Genomic DNA, 20,949 nt, shown 5'->3' with positions numbered 1-20,949 from the left:
CGACAGCATCAGAGCGGGGAGCAGGCGATGGTCAGGGCGACGATCGAGGAAGTCGCAGCGGCGGCGGGGGTGTCGCGCTCGACCGTGTCCCGCGTGGTGAACGGTTCGACGTCCGTGAGCCCCGAGGCGCTCGCCGCGGTGCAGGACGCGATCGCCGAGCTGCACTACGTGCCCAACCCCGCGGCCCGCACGCTCGCCAGCAGGCAGACGAACGCGATCGCCCTCGTCGTGCCTGAGGACACCACGCGCTTCTTCGGAGACCCGTTCTTCGCGACGATCGTCTCGGGCATCAGCGCCAGGATGACGAGGTCCGACTACATCCTCAACCTCCTGATCGCGAGCGAGGAGGGCGGCGCGAAGACCGCCGGATTCGTGCGCAACGGAGGCGTCGACGGGGCGATCATCGTGTCGCACCACACCAGCGACTCCTTCGTCGACCGCATCGCCGAGGCCGTCCCCGTCGTGTTCGGCGGACGCCCGGTGCGCGCGCGTCCCGGAGACTACGTGGTGGACGTCGACAACGTGCTGGGCGGCCGCATGGCGACGCAGTATCTGCTCGACCGGGGCCACCGGCGGATCGCCACGATCTCGGGTTCGCTCAGCATGCCCGCGGCGGTCGACCGCGTACAGGGTTTCCGGGACGCGTTGGCGGATGCCGGCATCCCCCCGGCCGCAGAGCTCGACGGCGACTTCACCGAGGAAGGCGGGGCGGAAGCCGCCCGACGTCTTCTCGCCGCGGGCTCGCCGCTCCCCGATGCCGTGTTCGTCGCGAGCGACCTCATGGCCAGGGGCGTGATGCGCGTGCTCCGCTCGGCGGGCATCCGGATCCCCGAAGACGTCGCGATCGTCGGGTTCGACGACTCTCAGGTGGCGGTCGCGGTGGACCCGCCGCTCACGACCGTGCAGCAGCCGATGTACGCGCAGGGCGAGGCGATGGCATCCGTCCTGCTCGACGTGCTCGCGGGGCGCGAGGCTCCGCGGTCGACGATCCTGCCGACCGAGCTGGTGGTGCGCGCCTCGGCGTGAGGCGTGGCAGCGGCGCTCCCGGCGGCGGTCTCTCCGCGTCTGCGCGCAGAAGGGGCCCGGCCGAATGGGCCGGACCCCGCTGAGACGTCACGCCGTGTTCGGGCGATGAGCCTCAGTTTCCGTACAGCGCGACGATGCCCGCGCGGTCGGTGCTGGTCATCGACAGGTCGTCGGACGAGCCGTTGCACTGCGGGTAGTGCATGATCGACGCCGAGTCGTACGGGGTCAGCGGGCGCCAGTTGTTGTCCTCGAAGCAGGTGCCGGACTCCGGACGGGTGTGCTCGTGCCGGAACCCGAGGACGTGCCCGAGCTCGTGGCCGAGGATGTTCGTCGGGGTCCAGGAGCCCGAGCTCCAGATCGAGTCGTCGATGAGGACGTTCTGCTGGCGGTCCGGCGTGCTCGGGAAGAACGCGCGGGCGATGTACTGCGTCGTCTGCACGGGCTCGACCGAGAACACGACCGACTTGTTGCGCGTCGTGCAGTTGCCGTCGGCACTGCTCACGTACTGGAACTTGATCTTCGACGATGCGGCCTCCCAGAGCGCGGCGCCGCTGGCCATGGCGTTCACGACGTCTGCGTGACGGGTGCCAAAGGCGGTGCTGACGCAGTATGTGAGGTTGCCGACCTGCTGCGCCGACCACTTGTCGTCGGTGCCGCTGACCGTGTTGACGATGAGGCCGTCGATGGGTGTCGCCGGGCCCACGAGCACGTCGTAGAACTTCCGCAGCTCGCCGCGGTTGGAGATCACCTCGTCTCCGTTGACGATGTAGCTGCCGTCGACGTCCCGGAAGGTCGACGCGGCGAACTCCTGGAAGGTGGGCACGTCGGAGCCGTCGTCCGGACTGGTCGCAGCGGCGGCCGGGATGACCGCGCCGATGCAGAGCGCTGCTGCCGCGGTGGCGGCGAGCGCGAGTGTTCTCGTGAGTCGCATGGATGATCCTTTTCGATCTGAGCGATGCCGCACGCCCGGTCGGCGAGCGGACTCCGATCCGGAGGACGGGCTTCCTTGCGCCGCCGCCGTGCCGAAGCCCGCTCACGGTAACCGCGTCGATTCGAGCGGGTCAAGGTCGGCGACGGCGTGCCCTCGAATTCTTGTACTCAGGTAAACAATTGCGTGCGCTCAGCCTGGCCGAAGGTGTCGGCCGGGCTCGACGGACGTCGAAGTCTGACGTCCGTCGAGGAAGAGGGGGGAACACGGGTGCGGACCTGACGCCCCTCCAGGCAGGTCCGCACCCGTGGGTCATGATCACCCGGTGAGGGTGCGCAGGATGTCTCCGCCGAACAGCGAGAACGCCGTCACCCCGGCGGAGAGCAGCAGCACGCCGGCTGTCGCGGCGATCGCGATCACCGAGACGCCGCTGCCGCCGAGGCGCTGTCCGCGCAGGCCGACCGAGACGCCGGCCCTGGCGGCGAGCTCGCCGGCGTTGTCGTCGCGATACAGCTCGGTGCGCGCGGCGAAGCGACGGTGGAACTCCTCGGCGAGGACCACGGCCGCGGCCATCGTGTCGGCGCGGTCGAAGCGCGTCCGCGCCGGCAGATACACGTAGAGACGGTCGGAGACGAGCTCGATCTCCGCGCCGGAGCCGAGATCGAGCACGCGGGCCATGAGGTCGGGCGTGAAGATGTAGAGCGCGTCCTGCTGGTATCCCTCGGGCACGATCAGGCGGAACACCGACGCGAACTCGCCCTCGAGCTGCATCTTCGCCGCGCCACGGCCGAGACCGAGGGTGGGGATGATGCTGCGTCGGCGGTTCGCCAGCACGATGTGGGGCACCGACGACGGCAGCGGCAGCTCGATGAAGGCGAAGGGGCGCTGGATCGTCGCCGCCTCCTGGCCGCGCGCCACCGAGTGGTGCATGCCCAGTTCGAACGGCATCCGCTCGTCGTCGCAGGCGACGACCGCGCGCTCCTGTCCTCGGTTCACGCGGGCGAACGCCGCGCCGGGGCGCCGCGTGCTCTCCAGGAGATCGGCGTAGGCCCAGCCGTTGCGCCAGGCGAACGCCGCCACCTTGACTCTGCGGCCCAGCCCGATCGCGTACCAGACGAACCCCACGGCGGCGAGCACCGTGTAGCCCACCACGAACACCCCGAGGATCGGCGCGACGGCGAGGATGTCGCTGCGCCCGAGGAACCAGAGCGCCCCGAGCATCGCCACGGCGAACAGCAGCACCGCGACGAGGATGAACACGAAGCGGCGGTGCAGCGGAGTGCGGCAGATGCGCTCGTACGCGAGGATGTCGCGGAAGCCGGCCCCTCGTCGAAGGGGGTCGAGGTCTACGGTCACAGGCTCCATGACAGCGTCGCCCACGGACCGTTGCGCTTCGCGGTCGCCGCGGCCTGGAAGTCGACGCACCCGTCGCCGAACTTGTCGAAGGACTTCTCCTCGACCTTGCCGTCGCTCCAGTGCATCACGCGGCCGGCGATGTAGCTGAGGCCGAAGTCCGCCCACGACGAGAAGGCGGGGCGGCCCTCGACGTTGATGCGGTGGATGATCTGGCGCGCCTCGGCGACGTCGCCGTGTCCGAGCGCCACACCCCACGTGGTCATGCCCACGGCCTGGCCGAGCGCGTAGCCGTCGAGGGTCTTCACGAACAGGTCGGGCGTGACGATGTCCTTGCCGACGCGCTTGCGGATGAGGCCCTCGGTGTACTCGATCGAGGTGACGAACGTGCGCGCATCGCGCTTGTCCCCGCCCTCGGCGACGATCGCGTTCAGCCACTCCTTCGCCTTGGGGACGCGGCCGAGCTGCTCGGCGAGCTGCGCGCGCACGGCGAGGTAGAGGACCCACATCTCGCGGCGGCGGCGCACGGTGACGAGGCGCTCGATGTTGTCGAGCCAGTCCTGGCGCGTGGGGACGCCCCACTGGTCGACGAGCACCTTCTTCTCGCGGTCGCCGAGGATCGACGCCGTCGGGTCGTTCCAGTGCCCGGACGGGAGGTTCACGATCTGCAGGAGGCCGAGAGCGATCTCGTTGGCCTCGGTGTCGGTGGTGGAGAACTTCTCATCGGCCTTGACCTTGAAGCCGGGCATGAGCCAGACCACGATGAAGAAGAGCACCACGGCGCCGACGATCGCCCACACCCACCACTGCGAGATGAGCCACTCGATCAGGGAGCCGAGGTCGTTGAGATCGACGCGGGCGAGGGGATGCATGGGGGCTCCTGGAAGTGGGGGATCTGACCGATCCTCATAGATTGAACGATTATTCAGTGAGTAATCTATACGGTGGGGGCCGTTCAGCAAAGACACTCGTCCGCATCGCAGAGGAGGATGCCTCGTGGCACGCTCCGATGAGCAGAACCGCATCGCCAGGGAGAGGGCGCGGGAGAACATCCTCCAGGCCGCGATCACCGTGTTCTCCGAGCGAGGAGTGGCCGGCGCCAGCATCGCCGAGATCACCTCCAGGGCCGGCGTCGCCCAGGGGCTCGTGAACTACCACTTCGGCGGCAAGGAGCAGCTGGTCTCCGCCGTGATCGACCGCTGGTTCGAGACCGTGCTCTCGTTCGCCCGCGTCGACGGCACGCCGGACGAGGCGCTCGCCGCCGTGATCGACGGCGCCCTCATGGCCACGGCCTTCGCGGTGCCCCTGCAGCGGGCTGTCCTCGCGATGCAGCAGCAGCCCGCGACGCACCGGCTGTTCGCCGAATCCGAGCGGCGTCACGCCGATGCGGTGACGGCGACGGAAGACGCCGTGCGCGACCTGTTCCGCGCGCGCGGCGCGGCAGACCCTGGTCTCGAGGAGGTCATGCTGCGCAGCCTGCTCGAGGGCGTGTTCGTGAAGTTCGCCGTCTTCGGAGACACCTATCCGCTGGAGGACGCTCGGCGCTGGGTCCGCCGCAGCTACGGGCTGCCGGAGCCGAAGGAGCCGCTGCCGTTGGCGATGCCTCCGCGGCGGGGCGAGCCGCGTCCGCGCGCGTCCGGTGCGGTGTGCCCCGACACGGGCACGGTGGCCTGAGGTGCGTGGAGGGGGACGGATGCCGCGGCATCCGTCCCCCTCCAGGCGGGTCAGGCGGGGTCGCCGCCGAGCGGGCCGACCGCGGGGATGGGGCCGCCGTCGTCGGCGCCGCTCCGGCGCCAGCGGGCGATCGCGTTGCCCAGGTGGTAGATGACCAGAGCGGCGACCGTGCCCAGCACGATGGAGCCGAGCTGGAACGTGCCCCAGCTCATCATGAAGCCGGCGATCGCGATGACGAACGACACGGCGACCGTGTACTGGTTGACCGGACGCGAGAAGTCCACGCGGTTGTCGACCCAGATCTTGATGCCGATGACGCCGATGAGGCCGTACAGCGCCGTCGTCACGCCGCCGAGGACGCCGGCGGGGATGCTGTTGAAGATGACGCCGACCTTCGGCGAGAACGCGAGGAGGATCGCGACGATGCCGGCCACCCAGTACGCCGCCGTCGAGTAGACGCGGGTCGCCGCCATGACGCCGATGTTCTCCCCGTAGGTGGTGGTGCCCGAGCCGCCGAAGCCGCCGGCGAGGGTGGTCGCGAGGCCGTCAGCGACGAGGGCGCGCCCGGTGTGCTTGTTGATCTCCGGGTCGTTCGTCATGGTCGCGACGCCGCGCACGTGGCCGACGTTCTCGGCGATGAGCACGAGCACGACGGGGAGGAACATCGGCACCAGCGCCCACGCCTTCGGGTCGCCGACGGCGGCGAGGTGGAAGTCGGGCAGGCCGATCCAGGCGGCCTCCGCGACGCCGTCGAACTTCACCTGGCCGGTGAAGAGGGCGACGATGTAGCCGACGACCACGCCGAGGAAGATCGAGATGCGGCCGAGGAACCCGCGGAACAGCACGCTGAAGAGCACGACGGCGGCGAGGGTGACCGTCGCGAGCTCCGGCTGCTTCTGGAAGTTGCCCCAGGCGGCCGGCGCGAGGTTGAAGCCGATCAGGGCGACGATGGACCCGGCCACGACCGGGGGCATGAGCTTGTCGATCCAGCCGGTGCCGACGGCCTGCACGAGGAAGCCGATCGCGGCGAGCAGCACACCCGCGGCGACGACGCCGACGAGCGCCTGGGTGATCTGCTCGGCCGACTCGAGGGCCTTGCCGCCGTTGAGCGCGGTGATCGGCGCGATGAACGCGAACGACGAGCCGAGGTAGCTGGGCAGCCTGTTGCGGGTCAGCAGCAGGAACAGCAGGGTTCCCGCGCCCGAGAAGAGCAGGGTCGTCGACACCGGGAACCCGGTGAGGATGGGGACGAGGAACGTCGCGCCGAACATCGCGACGACGTGCTGGACGCCGATCGCGATCGTGCCGGGCCAGTTCAGGCGCTCATCGGGGCGCACGACGGCGCCGGGGGCGACGGTGCGGCCGTCTCCGTGCAGCTTCCACAGGGGCATTGCGGGCTCCTCAGGGTCGGGGGTGTCGGAGTGCTGGAGCCACACTACCGATTCCTGAGTGTTGCCTGGGTGTCCTTCGACTCGCTCCGCTCGCTCAGGAACCACGCCGGATGCCGCGATTCAGGCTCCGAGGCGCTCGATCAGCTCGCGGTAGCGGGCCGCGGTGCGCTCGACGACGTCCTTCGGGAGGGCGGGCGGCTCGCCCTGCTTGTCCCAGTGCAGCGCCAGCCAGTCGCGCACGATCTGCTTGTCGAAGCTCGCCATCCGCGCGCTCGGAGTGGTGCCGACGGCCCAGGCCTCGGCGTCCCAGTACCGGGAGGAGTCGCTCGTGAGCACCTCGTCGGCGAGGCGTAGGACGCCGTCGGCATCCGTCCCGAACTCGAACTTGGTGTCGGCGAGGATCAGGCCCTTCTCCTCGGCGATCGCGGCGGCCCGGCCGTAGACGGCCAGCGAGACGTCTCGCAGCTCGGCGGCGCGCTCGGCGCCGACCAGCTCGACGACCCGCTCGAAGGTGATGTTCTCGTCGTGCTCGCCCATCGGCGCCTTGTAGGCGGGGGTGAACAGCGGCTCGGGCAGGCGGTCGCCGTTCTGCAGACCGGCGGGCAGCGGGATGCCGCACACGGTGCCGCTCTCCTGATACTCGGCCCAGCCGGTGCCGGTGATGTAGCCGCGCACGACGCACTCGATCGGCAGCATCTCGAGGGACTGCGCGAGCATGGCGCGATCGGCGACGGACGCCGGGATCTCGCCCTCCGCGAGATGGTTCGGCACATCGGAGAGAGCGGAGAACCACCAGCGGCTGAGGCGGGTGAGCAGGGCTCCCTTCTCAGGGATGCCGGGGGACAGCACGTAGTCGAACGCGCTCACCCTGTCGGACGCCACGACGAGGATGCGCGTGTCCGCCGCATCCTCCGAGGCGTACAGGTCGCGGACCTTGCCGGAGTAGACGTGCCGCCAGCCGGGGATGCTCTGTGCTTCGCTCACCCAGCCATTATCCCGGTGTCGGAGGGTGGTCGTAGCGTGAGGGCATGCCTGAGGAGTTCTTCACCGAGCGTCTGGTGCTCACGCGACCGACACCCAGCGACCTCGATGAGGTCTTCGCGATCCACAACGACCCCCGCGTGTGGACCCACTTCCCGTCCCTGCGGCATCTCGACATGGAGCCGACGCTGGCGATGATGCGGAGGTGGGAGGAGGGGTGGGCGGATGCCGGACTCGGGTCCTTCGTGGCGCGGCTGCGCGAGACCGGGGAGATGGTCGGCAACGGCGGAAGCTCGGTGCGGGGGTTCGGCACCGAGGGCGCGGTGTGGAACGTCGGGTACCGGATCGCGCCCGACCACCACGGGCGCGGGTATGCGACCGAGCTCGCGCGGGCGGGGGTCGAGCTCGCGCGCGAACGCGTTCCGGAGTGGCCGCTCATCGCCTATCTCGTCGAGCACAACGCGGCGTCGGCGCATGTCGCGGAGAAGCTGGGGCTCGAGCTGGTGCACCGCGGTCCGGATGCCGGAAACCCCGACCCCGCGGTGATGCGTCTGGTCTACGCGGACCGTCCGCTCACCGAGGCGCAGCTCGAGGTGGCGCTGCGCTGATCCGAGCTTGCCGTCGGGGCCGTTTCGGGCGTATAGTCCACGTGGACTAATTGGAATGGACTAACAATGCCGGATGCCGTCGACAAGCTCACCCCGATGGGGGTGATGGTGCTCGCGCTGCTGCGCGAGGGCGACATGCACCCCTATGAGATGGTGCGACTGATGCGCGCGCGCCGCGACGACCGTCTGCTCACGATCACGAACGGCACGCTCTATCACACGGTCGCGCGCCTCCAGAAGGCAGGGCTGCTCGACGAGGTCGGCGTGGACCGCGACGGCAACAGGCCGGAGCGCACCACGTACACGCTGACCGCCGAGGGCCGTGAGGCGGTCATCGGCTGGGTGCGGCGCGAGCTGTCGCGCATCGACCGTCCGTCCGACTTCCGCATCGCGCTCGCCGAGGCGCACAACCTCGAACGACCAGACGCGATCGACAGCCTCCGCATCCGCCGGGCGGCTCTCGCCGATGCCCACACGCAGCACAGCGACGGGCTGCGCGGGGCCCGCGCCAACGGGGTCCCCGAACAGGTCCTCGTCGAGTTCGAACGCCAGGAGATGCTGCTCGACGCAGAGCTCCGCTGGCTCGACTCCCTCCTCACCCGTCTCGAGGCCGCCGCGTTCCCCTGGGGACCGCACGCCTTCGAAGACACCGAACGCTATCTCGCCCAGCGAAAGGCCGCACAGCAATGACTGAATCTCAATCCACCGGGGCCGCGGCATCCGCCCCCTCGTCTTCTGGGCCGTCCACCGGCACCTACTCCGTCGGCCACCGGCCGAAGAGCCCCTGGCCCGCTCTGTGGGCGCTGGTCATCGGCTTCTTCATGATCCTCGTCGACACGACCATCGTCTCGGTGGCGAACCCGGCCATCAAGGCCGCGCTCGACCCGACGACGAACAACCTCGACAACGTCGTGTGGGTCACCAGCGCCTACCTCCTCGCCTACGCCGTTCCGCTGCTCATCACCGGGCGCCTCGGCGACCGCTTCGGGCCGAAGAACATCTACCTCATCGGCCTCGCGGTGTTCACGCTCGCCTCCCTGTGGTGCGGCCTGTCGACGACGCTCGAAGGGCTGATCGTGGCCCGCGCCGTGCAGGGGCTCGGCGCCGCATTCATGACGCCGCAGACGATGGCGGTCATCACGCGCACGTTCCCCGCCGAGCGCCGGGGAGCGGCGATGGGGCTGTGGGGCGCGACCGCCGGTGTGGCGACGCTCGTCGGCCCGCTCGTCGGCGGCCTGCTCGTCGACGGCCTCGGCTGGGAGTGGATCTTCTTCGTGAACCTGCCCGTCGGCGTGATCGGCTTCGTGCTGGCGTGGATCTACGTGCCCAAGCTGGCCACGCACCCGCATCGCTTCGACGTGCTCGGCGTCGTGCTCAGCGCCGTCGCCCTGTTCCTCCTCGTCTTCGGACTGCAGGAGGGCGAGAAGTTCAAGTGGGGCGTCATCTGGGGCCCGATCTCCGTGTGGAGCCTCATCATCGCGGGCCTCGTCGTGCTGGCCCTGTTCATCGTGCAGCAGGCGCGCACGCGCAGCGAGCCGCTGGTGCCCCTCGACCTGTTCCGCGACCGCAACTTCTCGGGAGCCAACGTCGCGATCGCCGCGGTCGGCTTCACCGTGACGAGCATGTCGCTGCCGATGATGTTCTTCCTGCAGATCGCACGCGGCCTCACCCCGACCGAGGCGGCGCTGCTGATGATCCCGATGGCGGTGCTGTCCGGCGCGCTCGCGCCGCTCGCGGGCAAGCTGCTCGATCGCGTCGATCCGCGCATCATCCTGGTGCCCGGTCTGCTCTGCGTCGGCGTCGCCCTCGTGTGGTACTCGGCGCTGATCAACATGGACACCCCGATCTGGATGTTCCTGCTCCCGTCCGCCCTGATGGGCATCGGCAACGCCGGCATGTGGGGTCCCCTCGCGACGACGGCGACCCGCAAGCTCCCGCCGCGCCAGGCCGGCGCCGGTGCGGGCATCTACAACACCACCCGCACGATCGGATCGGTGATCGGCTCGGCATCCATCGCGGCGTTCATGCAGTCGCGGCTGGAGGCCAACCTCCCCGGACTGTCCGACGCGGCCGGAGGCATCGGCACCGGAGGCGCGCTGCCCCCGCAGGTCGCCGACGGGTTCTCCGCGGGAATGGCGCAGGCTATCCTGCTGCCGGCCTGCGTCATGGTCGTCGCCCTCGTCGCGTCGCTGTTCCTCGGGCGTTACGAGTCCGAGCCCGCGGCCGCACCGGGAGGGAAGGGCTGACGCCCTGACGCGGCACCGGATTCCCGGCATCCGCGTCTCGACGTCCCCCTCCGAGTTCCGACGCCCCACCTGACGCACGACAGACAGGTGGGGCGTCGGTGTCGGGTGGGGCGTCGGCGGCCGGCAGGGCGGACGGGTTTGGCAGGAGCGAGCGCGTGTGATGTCATCGGGTGATGACGATCGCGCTCATCCGACCAACGACCGACCTCTACGACAGCTGGGCCGCCGCCGTGGCGGAGTTCGGCGGAGGTCACATCGACGGTTCGGGTCTGCAGGCCCCTGTCATCCCGGGGCGGGTCACCCTCGACGAGCTGATCGCGGATGCCGCACGGCTCGCCGACACCTCGATCGCGCCTCCCGAGGATCGCGTGCACAACGACCTCTACTGGATCGTCGACGACGCCGAGGTGATCGGATTCCTCTCGTTCCGCCACGACCTCAACGAGTGGCTCCGCGAGGCCGGCGGGCACATCGGCTATGCGGTGCGGGAGTCGCGTCGCCGCCAGGGCTACGCGTCGAAGGCGCTGGCCCTCGCGCTCGACCGTGCACGCGAGATCGGGCTCGACCGCGTGCTGGTCACCTGCGATGACGATAACGTCGCCTCCGCCCGCACGATCGAGGGCGCCGGCGGTGTGCTGCAGGACGTGAGCGACCAGACCGAGCGCGGGCACGCGCTGCTGCGCCGCTACTGGATCACGCTGTAGTCAGCCCACCGGCCCTTGTGCCGGTTCTGCGTGCGAGAACGCGACCGGAGGCTAGGGTTGTTGGTCGGCGGCCAACCGGTCGTCGTCGTCGATCCCGGGAGCATCCGTCGTGATCCGCAATCCTTCCTCCGCCTCCGCGCGCCTGCGCAGGTTCGGGCGCACCGCGGGAGCAGCCGTCCTCACGGCGTTCCTCGCCGTCGGCGCCCTCCTCGTCGCGCCGACCGCGGCGACCGCCGCCGATGAGAAGTACGTCATCGGCACCGACACCACCTTCGCGCCCTTCGAGTTCACGAACTCCGACGGCCAGCTCGTCGGCATCGACATGGACCTGCTCCGCGCGATCGCGAAGGACCAGGGCTTCGAGGTGGAGATCCGTCAGCTCGGATTCGACGCCGCCGTCCAGGCGCTCCAGGCGAACCAGGTCGACGCCGTCATGGCCGGCATGTCGATCACCGACGAGCGCAAGAAGACCTTCGACTTCAGCGACCCCTACTTCACCAGCGGCATCCAGCTCGGAGTGATGAAGGACAGCGACGTCCAGTCGCTCGAGGACCTCGACGGCAAGACCGTGGCCGTGAAGACCGGCACCCAGGGGCAGACCTTCGCCGAGGAGAACAAGAAGAAGTACGGCTTCACCATCACGCCGTACCAGGACACGACCGACATGGTCGACGCCGTCAAGGCGGGCCAGGCCGTCGGCTACTTCGAGGACTTCCCGGTGCTCGCCTACGGCATCCAGCAGGGGTCGGGCTTCCGTCTGGTCGGCGACCCGGAGCTCGGCGGCGAGTACGGCTTCGCGGTGAACAAGGGGCAGAACCCCGAACTGGTCGAGATGTTCGACAAGGGCCTCGCGAACCTCAAGAAGTCGGGCGAGTACGAGACGATCGTCGACCGGTACCTCTCCGGCGGCGAGGAGTCGGCGCAGCCGACCGACATCATCTCGGTGGCCGTGAAGTACTGGCCGGCGCTCATGAGCGGTCTGTGGCTCACGATCCTCGCGACCCTCGTGGCGCTGGTCGCCGCGTTCGTGCTCGGCATCGTCTTCGGCTTCGGCCGCATCTCCGGGTTCTTCCTGTTCCGCTGGCTCGCCACGGCGTACGTCTTCGTGTTCCGCGGAACCCCGATCCTGGTGCAGGCGTTCTTCGTGTTCTTCGCCATCCCGCAGCTGTTCCCCGGGCTGACGTTCAACCCGTTCGTCGCCGGAGCGATCACCCTGTCGCTCAACACCGGCGCGTACATGACCGAGATCATCCGCGGTGGCATCCAGGCCGTCGACCCGGGCCAGAACGAGGCCTCGCGCTCGCTCGGCCTCGGCCACTGGAAGACCATGCAGAAGGTCGTGTTGCCGCAGGCGTTCCGCATCATGATCCCGTCGTTCGTGAACCAGGGCATCATCACCCTCAAGGACACGTCGCTGATCAGCGTGATCGGCCTGGCCGAGCTGACGTTCCAGTCGCGGCAGATCATCGCCTCGACCTACCTGTCTGCACAGGTGCTGACGATCGTCGCCCTCATCTACTTCGTCGTGATCACGCTGCTCACGCTGCTCGCCAACCGCCTGGAGAGGAAGTTCACCGCATGAGCAAGATCGAAGTCCGGGACCTGCACAAGTCCTTCGGAGACAACCACGTGCTCAAGGGCATCGACCTCCGGGTGGAGGACGGCGAGGTCATCGCCGTGATCGGTCCCTCCGGCTCGGGCAAGTCCACGCTGCTGCGCTGCCTGAACAAGCTCGAGGAGCCCACCTCGGGTCACGTCATCATCGACGGCGTCGACCTGACCGACAAGAGCGTCAAGCTCGACGAGGTGCGCCAGCGCATCGGCATGGTGTTCCAGCACTTCAACCTGTTCCCGCACATGACCGTGCTGGAGAACATCACACTCGCGCCGATCGAGCTCGGTCGGCTGTCGAAGGCGGATGCCCGGGCACGGGCGCTGTCCCTGCTCGACCGGGTCGGGCTCAAGGAGAAGGCGGATGCGAAGCCGGCATCCCTCTCCGGCGGTCAGAAGCAGCGTGTGGCCATCGCCCGCGCGCTGGCGATGGATCCCGAGATCATGCTCTTCGACGAGGCGACCAGCGCCCTCGATCCCGAGATGGTGGGCGAGGTGCTGCAGGTCATCCGCGATCTCGCGTCCGGTGGCATGACGATGGTGCTCGTCACCCACGAGATGGGCTTCGCCCGCGAGGTCTCCGGTCGCACCGTGTTCATGGACGGCGGCGTGGTCGTGGAGGAGGCTCCTCCCTCCGAGCTGTTCGGATCCCCGAAGAACGAGCGCCTGAAGGACTTCCTCTCGAAGGTGCTCTGAGCCGCGTCCGCGGCATCCCTGGCGTGCTCCGCCAGCCTGCGGGCACGGCTTCGGAGGTGGTGGGCTCGGTCGTCGGGCACGGCTTCGGAGATCCGGGCCGGCACGCCGGGCATGAGGTCGGTCCGGGCGGCGTGTCGGGTGTGGGGTCCGAAGTTGTGCCCGGGGTGGTGTGGGTGTGGGGTCCGAAGTTGTGCACGGGAGCGGCGGGGTCCGAAGTTGTGCTCGGGTGCGCAGCGGAGCGGGTCAGGGGGTCGTGTCGACCGTCACGGGGTCCGGTTCGGGGGTGGGATGCCGGCGGATCGTGCCGCTCACGAGGGCCGCGACGGCGCACAGGCCGGCGGCGGCGAACCAGGCGATCGTGTACTGGCCGGTGTGGTCGCGGACCATGCCCGCGAGCACCGACGCGATGCCGGCACCCACCTGGTGCGCGGCGAACACCCAGCCGAAGACCAGCGGACCCCGCTCGCCGAAGACCTCGCGGCACAGGGCGATCGTCGGCGGCACGGTCGCGACCCAGTCCAGGCCGTAGATCACGATGAACACCACGATGCTGGGCTGCACCGACGCCGACAGCAGGCTCGGCAGGAACAGCAGGCTCACCCCGCGCAGCGCGTAGTACGCCGCGAGCAGGATGCGGGGATTCACCCGGTCGGTCAGCCACCCCGAGAGCACGGTGCCCGCGATGTCGAAGACGCCGACGACGGCGAGGAGGCCGGCCGCCGTGGTCGTCGGCATCCCGTGGTCGTGGGCGCTGGGGATGAAGTGCGTGCCGATGAGGCCGTTGGTGGTGGCGCCGCAGATCGCGAAGCCGATCGCCAGCGCCCAGAACGTCTTGGTGCGGGCGGCGTCGCGCAGCGTCGTGAGGGCGAGTCGAGCCGCGCCCCAGGCGCTACCGCGGGGAGCAGGGGCGGATGCCGCGACCGGCGCCGTCTCGCCGTACCGGCCGACGCCGAGGTCGGCCGGTCGATTGCGCAGGAAGATCCACACGAGCGGGACCACGGCGAGAGCGCCTCCCGCGATGATGAGCGACGCCGCCCGCCAGCCCACGCCCTCGGCGGTCGCCGCGATGACGGGCAGGAAGATGAGCTGGCCGGTCGCGCTGCCCGCGGTGAGCACGCCGGAGACGAGTCCGCGACGGGTGGCGAACCACGTGTCGGTGATGGTGGCGGCGAAGACGAGGGCCATCGACCCGGTGCCGAGGCCGATCAGCACACCCCACGTCAGGATCAGCTGCGCCGGGGTGGCGACGAAGACGCTGAGCGCGGACCCCGCGCCGATGACCAGCAGCGCGGTGACGGTCACGGCGCGGATGCCGAAGCGCTGCATGAGCGCGGCGGCGAACGGAGCGGTGAGGCCGAACAGCAGGAGGTTGACGGTGACGGCGAGGGAGAGCTCCGCCGTGGTCCACCCGAACTCCTCCTGGAGCGGGAGCATCAGCACGCCGGGGGCGGCGCGGAATCCCGCGGCGCCGATCAGCGCGATCAGGGCGACGAGAGCGACGATCCAGGCGGGGTGGATGCGGCGGCGGGTGCCGGTCGGCTCCTCGACGGACTCGGCGGTCATGCGGCGCTCGATGCGGTGACTTCGGAGGGGGAGCTCGCCCCGGTGGAGCCGGGTGCCGTGCTCGATCCGGTGAGGGCGAAGGGCTCTCCGCCCATGCTGCGACGTGACCATCGGGTGCTGTCCGCGTCGAGGGGAGCGGCGCAGACCGCGCACCAGTCGACGGATGCCGCGGTCGCCCCGCACCGGCCGCACGTGACCGTGAGGCCCCAGGGCCCATCGGGGTCGGTGGCCTGGGTGAAGCGGGCGTAGGCGTGCAGGATCGGAAGCGTGGAGCGTCCGGCATCCGTCATCCGATAGCCGGCGCGCGCCGCCGCGGGGTCTTCGCGCTCGACGAGACCCGCGTCGGTCATGGCCGTGAGTCGCCGCGAGAGCACGGAGTCGGCGGCTCCGGTGGCCGCGCGCAGCTGGTCGAAGCGCGTGCGTCCGGAGAACATCTCGCGCAGGATCAGCAGCACCCACGGGTCGGCGAGCACGTCGGCGGAGTGGGCGATCGGGCAGGTCGCCGAGGACCAGTCGGAGCGGAGCGGCATCCGCTAACTTTCTTGAAGAAAGCCAGGGCTGTCAAGAGTGAGCGTGCGGGAGTTCGGAGAATGGCAGGAATCTCGGACGATCAGGCAGGAATCCTCCGAGAAACGCGCGATCATCCGAAGAACGGATGCCGCGGCACGGCGCCGCGCGCCTACTCCGCGACGCGGGCGGCGATGTCGGTGCGGTAGTGCGACCCGTCGAGGGAGATCTTCGCGATCGCCTCGTAGGCGCGGGTGCGCGCGGTGCGGAAGTCGGATGCCACGGCGACGACGTTCAGCACCCGGCCACCCGTCGCGACGAGCGAGCCCCCGGGGGCGTCGGGGCTGGCGGTCGCGGCGTGCACGAGGCGGACGCCCTCGACGGCCGCGGCATCCGCCAGGCCCTCGATCGGACGCCCGGTCTGCGGCGCCTCGGGGTAGCCCTCGCTCGCGAGGACGACGGTGATCGCGACGTCGTCGCTGAACACGGGCTCCGGCTGGTCCTCCAGGGTGCCGGATGCCGCGGCGAACAGCAGCTCCGACAGCGGGGTGACCAGGCGCGGCAGCACGATCTGCGTCTCGGGGTCGCCGAACCGCGCGTTGAACTCGATCACGCGCACCCCGGCGGGCGTGAGGATGAGGCCCGCGTAGAGCAGTCCGATGAACGGTGTGCCCTCGGCATCCAGCCGGCGGATGACGGGAAGGGCCACGTCGCGCGTGACCTCCTCGACGAAGGCGCGCTCGCTGCCGAACTGCTCATCGAGCCAGGGCAGCGGCGAGTACGCGCCCATGCCGCCCGTGTTGGGGCCCTCGTCGCCGTCGAGAGCACGCTTGAAGTCCTGCGCGGGGCTGAGCGCGCGCACGGTGTCGCCGTCGCTGAGGAAGAACAGCGAGACCTCGGGGCCCGACAGGAACTCCTCCACGAGCACGGGGCCGGAGGGCAGGTAGTGCTCCGCGTGCGCGAGCGCCTCGGCGCGGTCGGAGGTCACGATGACGCCCTTGCCGGCGGCGAGACCGTCGGCCTTGACGACGTGCGGGGCGCCGAGCTCGTCGAACGCGGCCTCGACCTCGGCGACGGTGGCGGCGCGCACGGCGCGGCCGGTGGGGACGCCCGCGGCATCCATGATCCGCTTCGCGAACGACTTCGACCCCTCGAGCTGGGCTGCGGCTTTGCCCGGTCCGAACACGGGGACGCCGTGCGCGCGGAGCACGTCGGCGACGCCGGCGACCAGCGGAGCCTCAGGCCCCACGACGACGAGGTCGACCGCGTGCTCGTTGGCGAACGCGGTCACCGCGGCGCCGTCGAGCGGGTCCACCGTGACAGGGGTCGCGTCCTGCGCGATGCCGGCGTTGCCTGGGGCGACGAAGATCTCGTGCTCCGTCGGCTCGGCCCGCAGGGCGAGGATGATCGCGTGCTCACGGGCACCGGAACCGAGGACGAGAATCTTCACCCGTCCAGACTACCGAGGCCGCGCGTCCGGATTTCGGCCCGGTGCGGCTCAAGCCCCCGAGCGGGTGGCTCAGACCGTGACGGGCCGCTCGACCGTGGGGTCCCAGGGGATGGTCCAGCCGGTGGCGTCGAACAGCGCGTCCAAGACCATCGCGGTGAAGCCCCACACGATCGTGCCGTCCACGTCGAACGCCGGGCCCTTCCACGTGCGGCCCATGCGGCTGATCGTCGACGTGAAGCGGATGTCGGGGTCGAGCAGGTGCGCGACGGGCACGCGGAACACCTCGACGGTCTCGGCGTGATCGACCGCGACGACCCGCGACGGCGACCGCCACCAGCCGAGCACGGGGGTCACGAGGTGGTTGCTCGCGGCGAGGGGCAGCTCCGACAGTGTCGCGAGCACCTCGACGCCTGCCGGGTCGAGTCCGGTCTCCTCCTCGGCTTCGCGCAGCGCCGTGGCGACGGCATCCGCGTCCTGCTCCTCCCTGCGCCCGCCGGGGAACGACACCTGGCCGGGGTGCGACGAGAGCGTCGCCGCCCGTCGCTGCAGCAGCACGTCGAGGTCGGCCGCCACCGTCAGCTCGTCGGTGCGGGCGGGAATGCTGTCGAGCATGCCGAACAGCACCAGGACGGATGCCGCGTGCGCGCCGTCGTCGGTCGGAGGGAACGGCGCCGCCCAGCGCGCGCTGCGCTGCGCCGCCGCGATCAGCTCGGCGCGCGCCCCGTGCAGGGTCTCGTTCGGAGTCATCGCTTCGAGCCTAAGCCTGCGGGCAGGGACGGGGCGCGGATCTTGTGCGCTCCCGACAAGCGCCGGCGCCGCCGAGCGGGCGCCCCCGCCGCGTACCCTGATCCCATGCCCCCGAAGAGGATCGACATCATCGACGGACGTGCGGCGCTCGCCGCCGTCGGCGCCGCGGATGCCGCGGGTGAGAAGCCGCCGCGCACCGCCCTGGCGACGGCCGTGCGCTATCTGCTGCAGCTGCTCGACGAGAAGGCGCCGGGAGGCACCGTGGAGGTGCGCGTCCCGCCGTTCGGCGCCGTGCAGGTCATCCAGGGCCCACGGCACACGCGCGGGACCCCGCCGAACGTGGTCGAGATGGACGCCGCCACCTGGATCGCCGTCGCGACCGGGACGGAGCGATGGGCGGATGCCGCGGCATCCGGTCGTGTCCAGGCATCCGGCACCCGCGCCGACCTGGGCGAGGTGCTGCCCCTGCGTCCCTGACCCGGTCGCACCCGCCCGGTTCAGCGCCGCGCCACCACCAGGGGAATCTCCGTCGAGGGGTGGGGGAAGACGTCGACCGGCTGCCCGTAGACCTGCTCGATCCTGGCGGCGGTGAGCACTTCGGACGGTATGCCGGATGCCGCCACCCGTCCGTTCGAGAGGAGGGTGACGCGGTCGGCGTGGGCGAGGGCCGCGTTCAGATCGTGCAGCACGATCGCCACCGCCGCGCCGTCGGCGGCCTGCTCGCGGATCAGGCGCATCACGTCTTCATGGTGCTTGAGGTCGAGGGCGGCGGTCGGCTCGTCGAGGAGCAGGATGCCGGTGCGCTGAGCGAGCACGCGTGAGAGGGCCACCCGAGCGCGCTCGCCGCCGGAGAGCGACGTCACGGCGCGGAGGGCCAGGGGCAGGACCTCGGTCGCCGTCATCGCGGCGATCACGATGTCGTCGTCCTCGGCGGACGAGGGCGTGCGCGCCCACGGCGCCCGCCCCATCCGCACCACCTGCTCGACGGTGAAGGGGAAGGTCACCGCGTTCTCCTGCAGCAGCACGGCGCGCTGTCTGGCCAGCTCCTGCGCACGGATGCCGCCGAGCGGGCGTCCGTCGAGCGCCACCGCTCCCGCGGCGGAGACGTCACCGGCGAGCACGCCGAACAGCGTCGACTTGCCCGCCCCGTTGGGCCCGACCAGCGCGTGCACCTCGCCAGCCCTGACGTCGATCGCGGCGTCGTCGAGGATGGTCCGCCCCTCGCCCACGCGCACCGTGATGCCGGTGCCGCTGAGACGCACGGTCATGCCCAACCTCCCGAGCGCCGTCGGGTGCGCACCAGCAACCAGAGGAAGAACGGGCCGCCGACGAGCGCCGTGATCATGCCGATCGGAAGGTCGGCGAGAGGTACGGCGGTGCGCGCGACGAGGTCGGCCAGCGAGATCAGCAGCGCCCCGCCGAACGCCGATGCGATCACGAGGGGCAGGTGCGCGGGGCCGATGATCATGCGCATGAGGTGCGGCACGACGAGTCCGGCGAACCCGATGATCCCCGCGAAGGCCACGGCCGCGCACACGAGAACGGCGACGGTCACGATCACCACGATCCGCAGCAGCTCGACGTTGAGGCCGAGGTGCCTGGCCGTGCGCTCGCCGAGTGCGAAGAGGTCGAGGCCCGGTGCGACGACGAGCGCGACGATCACGCCGACGGCGACCAGCGGGGCGACGAGCGCCGAGTGCGACCACAGCGCGCCGTTGAGCGACCCGAGCTGCCAGAAGACGATCTGCTCGCGCGTCGACGTCGTGCCGAGGAACGTCAGGAAGGCCATCCCGGCGCCGGCGATCGCGTTGATCGCGATGCCGGTCAGGAGCAGCGTGACGACCTCGGTGCGCCCGCCGGATCGGCTGATGAGGTAGACCGCCATCACGGCGACGAGCCCGCCGAGGAATGCGAACGCCGGTGTCGTCCACATCCCGAACGACGCGAGCCCGAGGGTGATGCTCGCCGCGGCGCCCAGGGCCGCGCCGGAGGAGACGCCGACGACTCCGGCATCCGCCAGCGGGTTGCCGAAGATCGCCTGCATGAGCACCCCGGAGACGGCGAGGGCGGCGCCGACGAGCAGGCCGAGCACGAGGCGGGGGAGTCGGATGCTGTAGATGACGCCGTAGTCCGTGGCGCTGTCGGGAGCCCACGCGGTGTCGATGCCGATGCCGTGCAGGAGCACCCCGACGAGGCCCGACGGCGACAGCTGGTACTGACCGCTCGTGATCGACGCGACGCACGTGAGGACGAGGGCCGCGATCAGCCCGATCAGCACGAGCGCGAACCGCAGGCCCCGGTGCGTCGTCGGCGTCGGGGTGACGACCTCTCCGGTCACTTCGTCGTCTCGGGGGCGTAGAGGGCGCGGGCGATCGCGAGGACGACGTCGGCGGAGCGCGGGCCGAAGCTGAGCACCTCGGTGTCGGCCATGTCGATCACTCGGCGGTGGGCGCCGGCCGGGGTCTGGGCGACGGCGGGGATGCGTTCGATGAGGCCATCGACGCCGCCGACCGACTCCAGTCCGTCGGTCATCATGACGATCACATCGGGCTGCGCCTCGACGAGCGCCTCCGCCGTCATCGGCTTCATGCCCTGCCAGCCGATCTCGCCCGCGACGTCGATCCCGCCGACCGCGTCGATGAGCGAATCGGCGCCCGAGTCCTCACCGAAGATGTAGTAGACGTTCGCGCTGCCGCGCACGTAGAGGAACAGCATCCGCGCCCGGTCGGATTCCGCAGCGGGGGTCACCTCGGCGATCTGGGTGATCGCGTCGTCGAGTCCGGCGTCGAGGCGCTCGATCAGGGCGTTCCCGCGGCTGGGGACGCCGAGCGCCGCGGCGATCTCCGTGACGAGCTCGTCGGTGGTGTCGAGCCTGCGATCGCTGGAGATCACGACGACCGCGATGCCGGCGTCGCGCAGCTGCTGCCTGACCTCCTTCGGGCCGATCGTGGTGTCGGTGAGGACCACGGTGGGCGCCAGCTCGAGGATGGCCTCGGCGTTGAGGGTGTGGCCCGACTTCGTGACGACGGGCAGTTCCTCCGTGCCGGGGAAGTCGGTGGACGAGTCGCGTCCGACGACGCGGTCGCCGAGGCCGAGGGCGAACACGGTCGATGAGATCGTGCCGGAGATGTCGATGGGCAGGATGCGGTCCGCATCCGTCACGGTCACTTCGCGCCCCTCGCTGTCGGTCACCGTCACGGGGAGCTTCGGGGCGGTCTCGTCGGCGACGGGCTCGATGGCGTGGCTGGGAAGGCAGGCGGTCGACTGCCCCTTCGCGGCGCGCACGTCCTTCACGAGGTCGAGCGAGGCCAGGGGTACGGATGCCGCGGGGCAGTCGTCCTGTGAGACCGCGGGGGAGGCCGGTGCTCCGGTGCCGTCGCAGGCGGAGAGGCCGAAGGCGAGCGTGGAGACCAGGAGGACGACGAGAGTACGACGCATTAGGCAAGGCTAACCTAAAAGTTGAC

At 70.4% G+C, this 20,949-nt stretch carries 21 protein-coding genes; 9 read left to right on the top strand and 12 right to left on the bottom strand.

The window, feature by feature from the left end; genetic code table 11:
* Positions 1 to 27 precede the first annotated feature (27 nt).
* Positions 28 to 1,026 carry a LacI family DNA-binding transcriptional regulator gene (locus tag MRBLWH10_RS15015; protein ID WP_341940525.1) on the top strand — a complete coding sequence of 333 codons (999 nt, stop codon included), beginning with the start codon at positions 28 to 30 and terminating at the stop codon, positions 1,024 to 1,026.
* A gap of 112 nt (positions 1,027 to 1,138) precedes the next feature.
* Here MRBLWH10_RS15015 and MRBLWH10_RS15010 read toward each other — a convergent pair whose 3' ends face one another.
* The 3 genes from MRBLWH10_RS15010 to MRBLWH10_RS15000 form a co-directional block, all read right to left on the bottom strand.
* Positions 1,139 to 1,957, bottom strand: coding sequence for a M57 family metalloprotease (locus tag MRBLWH10_RS15010; protein WP_105673214.1), 819 nt, complete (start codon positions 1,955 to 1,957; stop codon positions 1,139 to 1,141).
* 315 nt (positions 1,958 to 2,272) lie between these two features.
* Positions 2,273 to 3,319, bottom strand: coding sequence for a hypothetical protein (locus MRBLWH10_RS15005; protein WP_341940524.1), 1,047 nt, complete (start codon positions 3,317 to 3,319; stop codon positions 2,273 to 2,275).
* Positions 3,307 to 4,179: a DUF1266 domain-containing protein gene (locus MRBLWH10_RS15000; protein ID WP_181155837.1), complete on the bottom strand. Its 873-nt coding sequence runs from the start codon at positions 4,177 to 4,179 to the stop codon at positions 3,307 to 3,309. Before MRBLWH10_RS15000 ends, MRBLWH10_RS15005 begins: the two co-directional genes overlap by 13 nt.
* Positions 4,180 to 4,303: 124 nt before the next feature.
* Here MRBLWH10_RS15000 and MRBLWH10_RS14995 point away from each other — a divergent pair, with 124 nt between their 5' ends.
* A complete protein-coding gene (locus MRBLWH10_RS14995) occupies positions 4,304 to 4,981 on the top strand; it encodes a TetR family transcriptional regulator (RefSeq protein WP_341940523.1) in 678 nt (225 codons plus the stop codon).
* A gap of 50 nt (positions 4,982 to 5,031) precedes the next feature.
* On the opposite strand, the gene MRBLWH10_RS14990 is transcribed toward MRBLWH10_RS14995, so the two are convergent.
* Together MRBLWH10_RS14990 and MRBLWH10_RS14985 are read right to left on the bottom strand one after the other, a co-directional pair.
* The gene (locus tag MRBLWH10_RS14990; protein ID WP_341940522.1) at positions 5,032 to 6,372 is read right to left on the bottom strand and encodes a solute carrier family 23 protein; all 1,341 of its coding nucleotides are present in this window, start codon (positions 6,370 to 6,372) and stop codon (positions 5,032 to 5,034) included.
* A 120-nt stretch (positions 6,373 to 6,492) separates the two neighbouring features.
* On the bottom strand, positions 6,493 to 7,356 hold the full coding sequence (locus MRBLWH10_RS14985; RefSeq protein WP_223587243.1) for a phosphoribosylaminoimidazolesuccinocarboxamide synthase: 864 nt from the start codon (positions 7,354 to 7,356) through the stop codon (positions 6,493 to 6,495).
* Between the two features lie 44 nt (positions 7,357 to 7,400).
* Here MRBLWH10_RS14985 and MRBLWH10_RS14980 point away from each other — a divergent pair, with 44 nt between their 5' ends.
* The 6 genes from MRBLWH10_RS14980 (at position 7,401) to MRBLWH10_RS14955 (ending at position 13,218) form a co-directional block, all read left to right on the top strand.
* On the top strand, positions 7,401 to 7,961 hold the full coding sequence (locus MRBLWH10_RS14980; RefSeq protein ID WP_341940521.1) for a GNAT family N-acetyltransferase: 561 nt from the start codon (positions 7,401 to 7,403) through the stop codon (positions 7,959 to 7,961).
* A gap of 66 nt (positions 7,962 to 8,027) precedes the next feature.
* Entirely contained in the window at positions 8,028 to 8,651 is a 624-nt protein-coding gene (locus MRBLWH10_RS14975; protein WP_341940520.1) for a PadR family transcriptional regulator, read from the top strand.
* Positions 8,648 to 10,207, top strand: a complete 1,560-nt coding sequence (locus MRBLWH10_RS14970; RefSeq protein WP_341940519.1) for a DHA2 family efflux MFS transporter permease subunit — start codon at positions 8,648 to 8,650, stop codon at positions 10,205 to 10,207. The genes MRBLWH10_RS14975 and MRBLWH10_RS14970 overlap by 4 nt, the downstream gene beginning before the upstream one ends.
* Before the next feature lie 173 nt (positions 10,208 to 10,380).
* Positions 10,381 to 10,911: a GNAT family N-acetyltransferase gene (locus MRBLWH10_RS14965; RefSeq protein ID WP_105673223.1), complete on the top strand. Its 531-nt coding sequence runs from the start codon at positions 10,381 to 10,383 to the stop codon at positions 10,909 to 10,911.
* Positions 10,912 to 11,020: 109 nt separating this feature from the next.
* On the top strand, positions 11,021 to 12,493 hold the full coding sequence (locus tag MRBLWH10_RS14960) for an amino acid ABC transporter substrate-binding protein/permease (protein WP_341940518.1): 1,473 nt from the start codon (positions 11,021 to 11,023) through the stop codon (positions 12,491 to 12,493).
* Entirely contained in the window at positions 12,490 to 13,218 is a 729-nt protein-coding gene (locus MRBLWH10_RS14955) for an amino acid ABC transporter ATP-binding protein (RefSeq protein ID WP_105673225.1), read from the top strand. The genes MRBLWH10_RS14960 and MRBLWH10_RS14955 overlap by 4 nt, the downstream gene beginning before the upstream one ends.
* A 243-nt stretch (positions 13,219 to 13,461) precedes the next feature.
* Here MRBLWH10_RS14955 and MRBLWH10_RS14950 read toward each other — a convergent pair whose 3' ends face one another.
* The 4 genes from MRBLWH10_RS14950 to MRBLWH10_RS14935 all read right to left on the bottom strand — a co-directional run bounded on the left by MRBLWH10_RS14950 (position 13,462) and on the right by MRBLWH10_RS14935 (position 17,485).
* Positions 13,462 to 14,781 carry an MFS transporter gene (locus tag MRBLWH10_RS14950; protein ID WP_341940517.1) on the bottom strand — a complete coding sequence of 440 codons (1,320 nt, stop codon included), beginning with the start codon at positions 14,779 to 14,781 and terminating at the stop codon, positions 13,462 to 13,464.
* The gene (locus MRBLWH10_RS14945; RefSeq protein ID WP_341940516.1) at positions 14,778 to 15,311 is read right to left on the bottom strand and encodes a helix-turn-helix domain-containing protein; all 534 of its coding nucleotides are present in this window, start codon (positions 15,309 to 15,311) and stop codon (positions 14,778 to 14,780) included. Before MRBLWH10_RS14945 ends, MRBLWH10_RS14950 begins: the two co-directional genes overlap by 4 nt.
* Before the next feature lie 149 nt (positions 15,312 to 15,460).
* Positions 15,461 to 16,738 carry a phosphoribosylamine--glycine ligase gene (gene purD, locus MRBLWH10_RS14940; protein WP_341940515.1) on the bottom strand — a complete coding sequence of 426 codons (1,278 nt, stop codon included), beginning with the start codon at positions 16,736 to 16,738 and terminating at the stop codon, positions 15,461 to 15,463.
* Positions 16,739 to 16,807: 69 nt separating this feature from the next.
* Positions 16,808 to 17,485: a CoA pyrophosphatase gene (locus MRBLWH10_RS14935; RefSeq protein ID WP_105673229.1), complete on the bottom strand. Its 678-nt coding sequence runs from the start codon at positions 17,483 to 17,485 to the stop codon at positions 16,808 to 16,810.
* A gap of 105 nt (positions 17,486 to 17,590) precedes the next feature.
* Between MRBLWH10_RS14935 and MRBLWH10_RS14930 the strand changes: the two genes are divergently transcribed.
* Positions 17,591 to 17,962, top strand: a complete 372-nt coding sequence (locus tag MRBLWH10_RS14930; RefSeq protein ID WP_341940514.1) for a sterol carrier family protein — start codon at positions 17,591 to 17,593, stop codon at positions 17,960 to 17,962.
* 20 nt (positions 17,963 to 17,982) lie between these two features.
* Here the strand turns inward: MRBLWH10_RS14930 and MRBLWH10_RS14925 are convergent, their stop codons facing one another.
* From MRBLWH10_RS14925 to MRBLWH10_RS14915, 3 genes are read right to left on the bottom strand one after another with little or no spacing between them, the layout of a single operon-like run.
* Positions 17,983 to 18,753 carry a heme ABC transporter ATP-binding protein gene (locus MRBLWH10_RS14925; protein ID WP_341940513.1) on the bottom strand — a complete coding sequence of 257 codons (771 nt, stop codon included), beginning with the start codon at positions 18,751 to 18,753 and terminating at the stop codon, positions 17,983 to 17,985.
* Positions 18,750 to 19,823 (bottom strand): iron ABC transporter permease, encoded by a 1,074-nt coding sequence (locus MRBLWH10_RS14920; protein ID WP_341940512.1) that lies wholly within the window; start codon positions 19,821 to 19,823, stop codon positions 18,750 to 18,752. The genes MRBLWH10_RS14925 and MRBLWH10_RS14920 overlap by 4 nt, the downstream gene beginning before the upstream one ends.
* Positions 19,820 to 20,923, bottom strand: a complete 1,104-nt coding sequence (locus tag MRBLWH10_RS14915; RefSeq protein ID WP_341940511.1) for an ABC transporter substrate-binding protein — start codon at positions 20,921 to 20,923, stop codon at positions 19,820 to 19,822. The genes MRBLWH10_RS14920 and MRBLWH10_RS14915 overlap by 4 nt, the downstream gene beginning before the upstream one ends.
* Positions 20,924 to 20,949: the final 26 nt, after the last annotated feature.

The sequence above is a fragment of the Microbacterium sp. LWH10-1.2 genome (assembly GCF_038397765.1).
Classification (GTDB): domain Bacteria; phylum Actinomycetota; class Actinomycetes; order Actinomycetales; family Microbacteriaceae; genus Microbacterium; species Microbacterium natoriense.
This window is presented reverse-complemented; position numbering and strand designations above follow the sequence as displayed.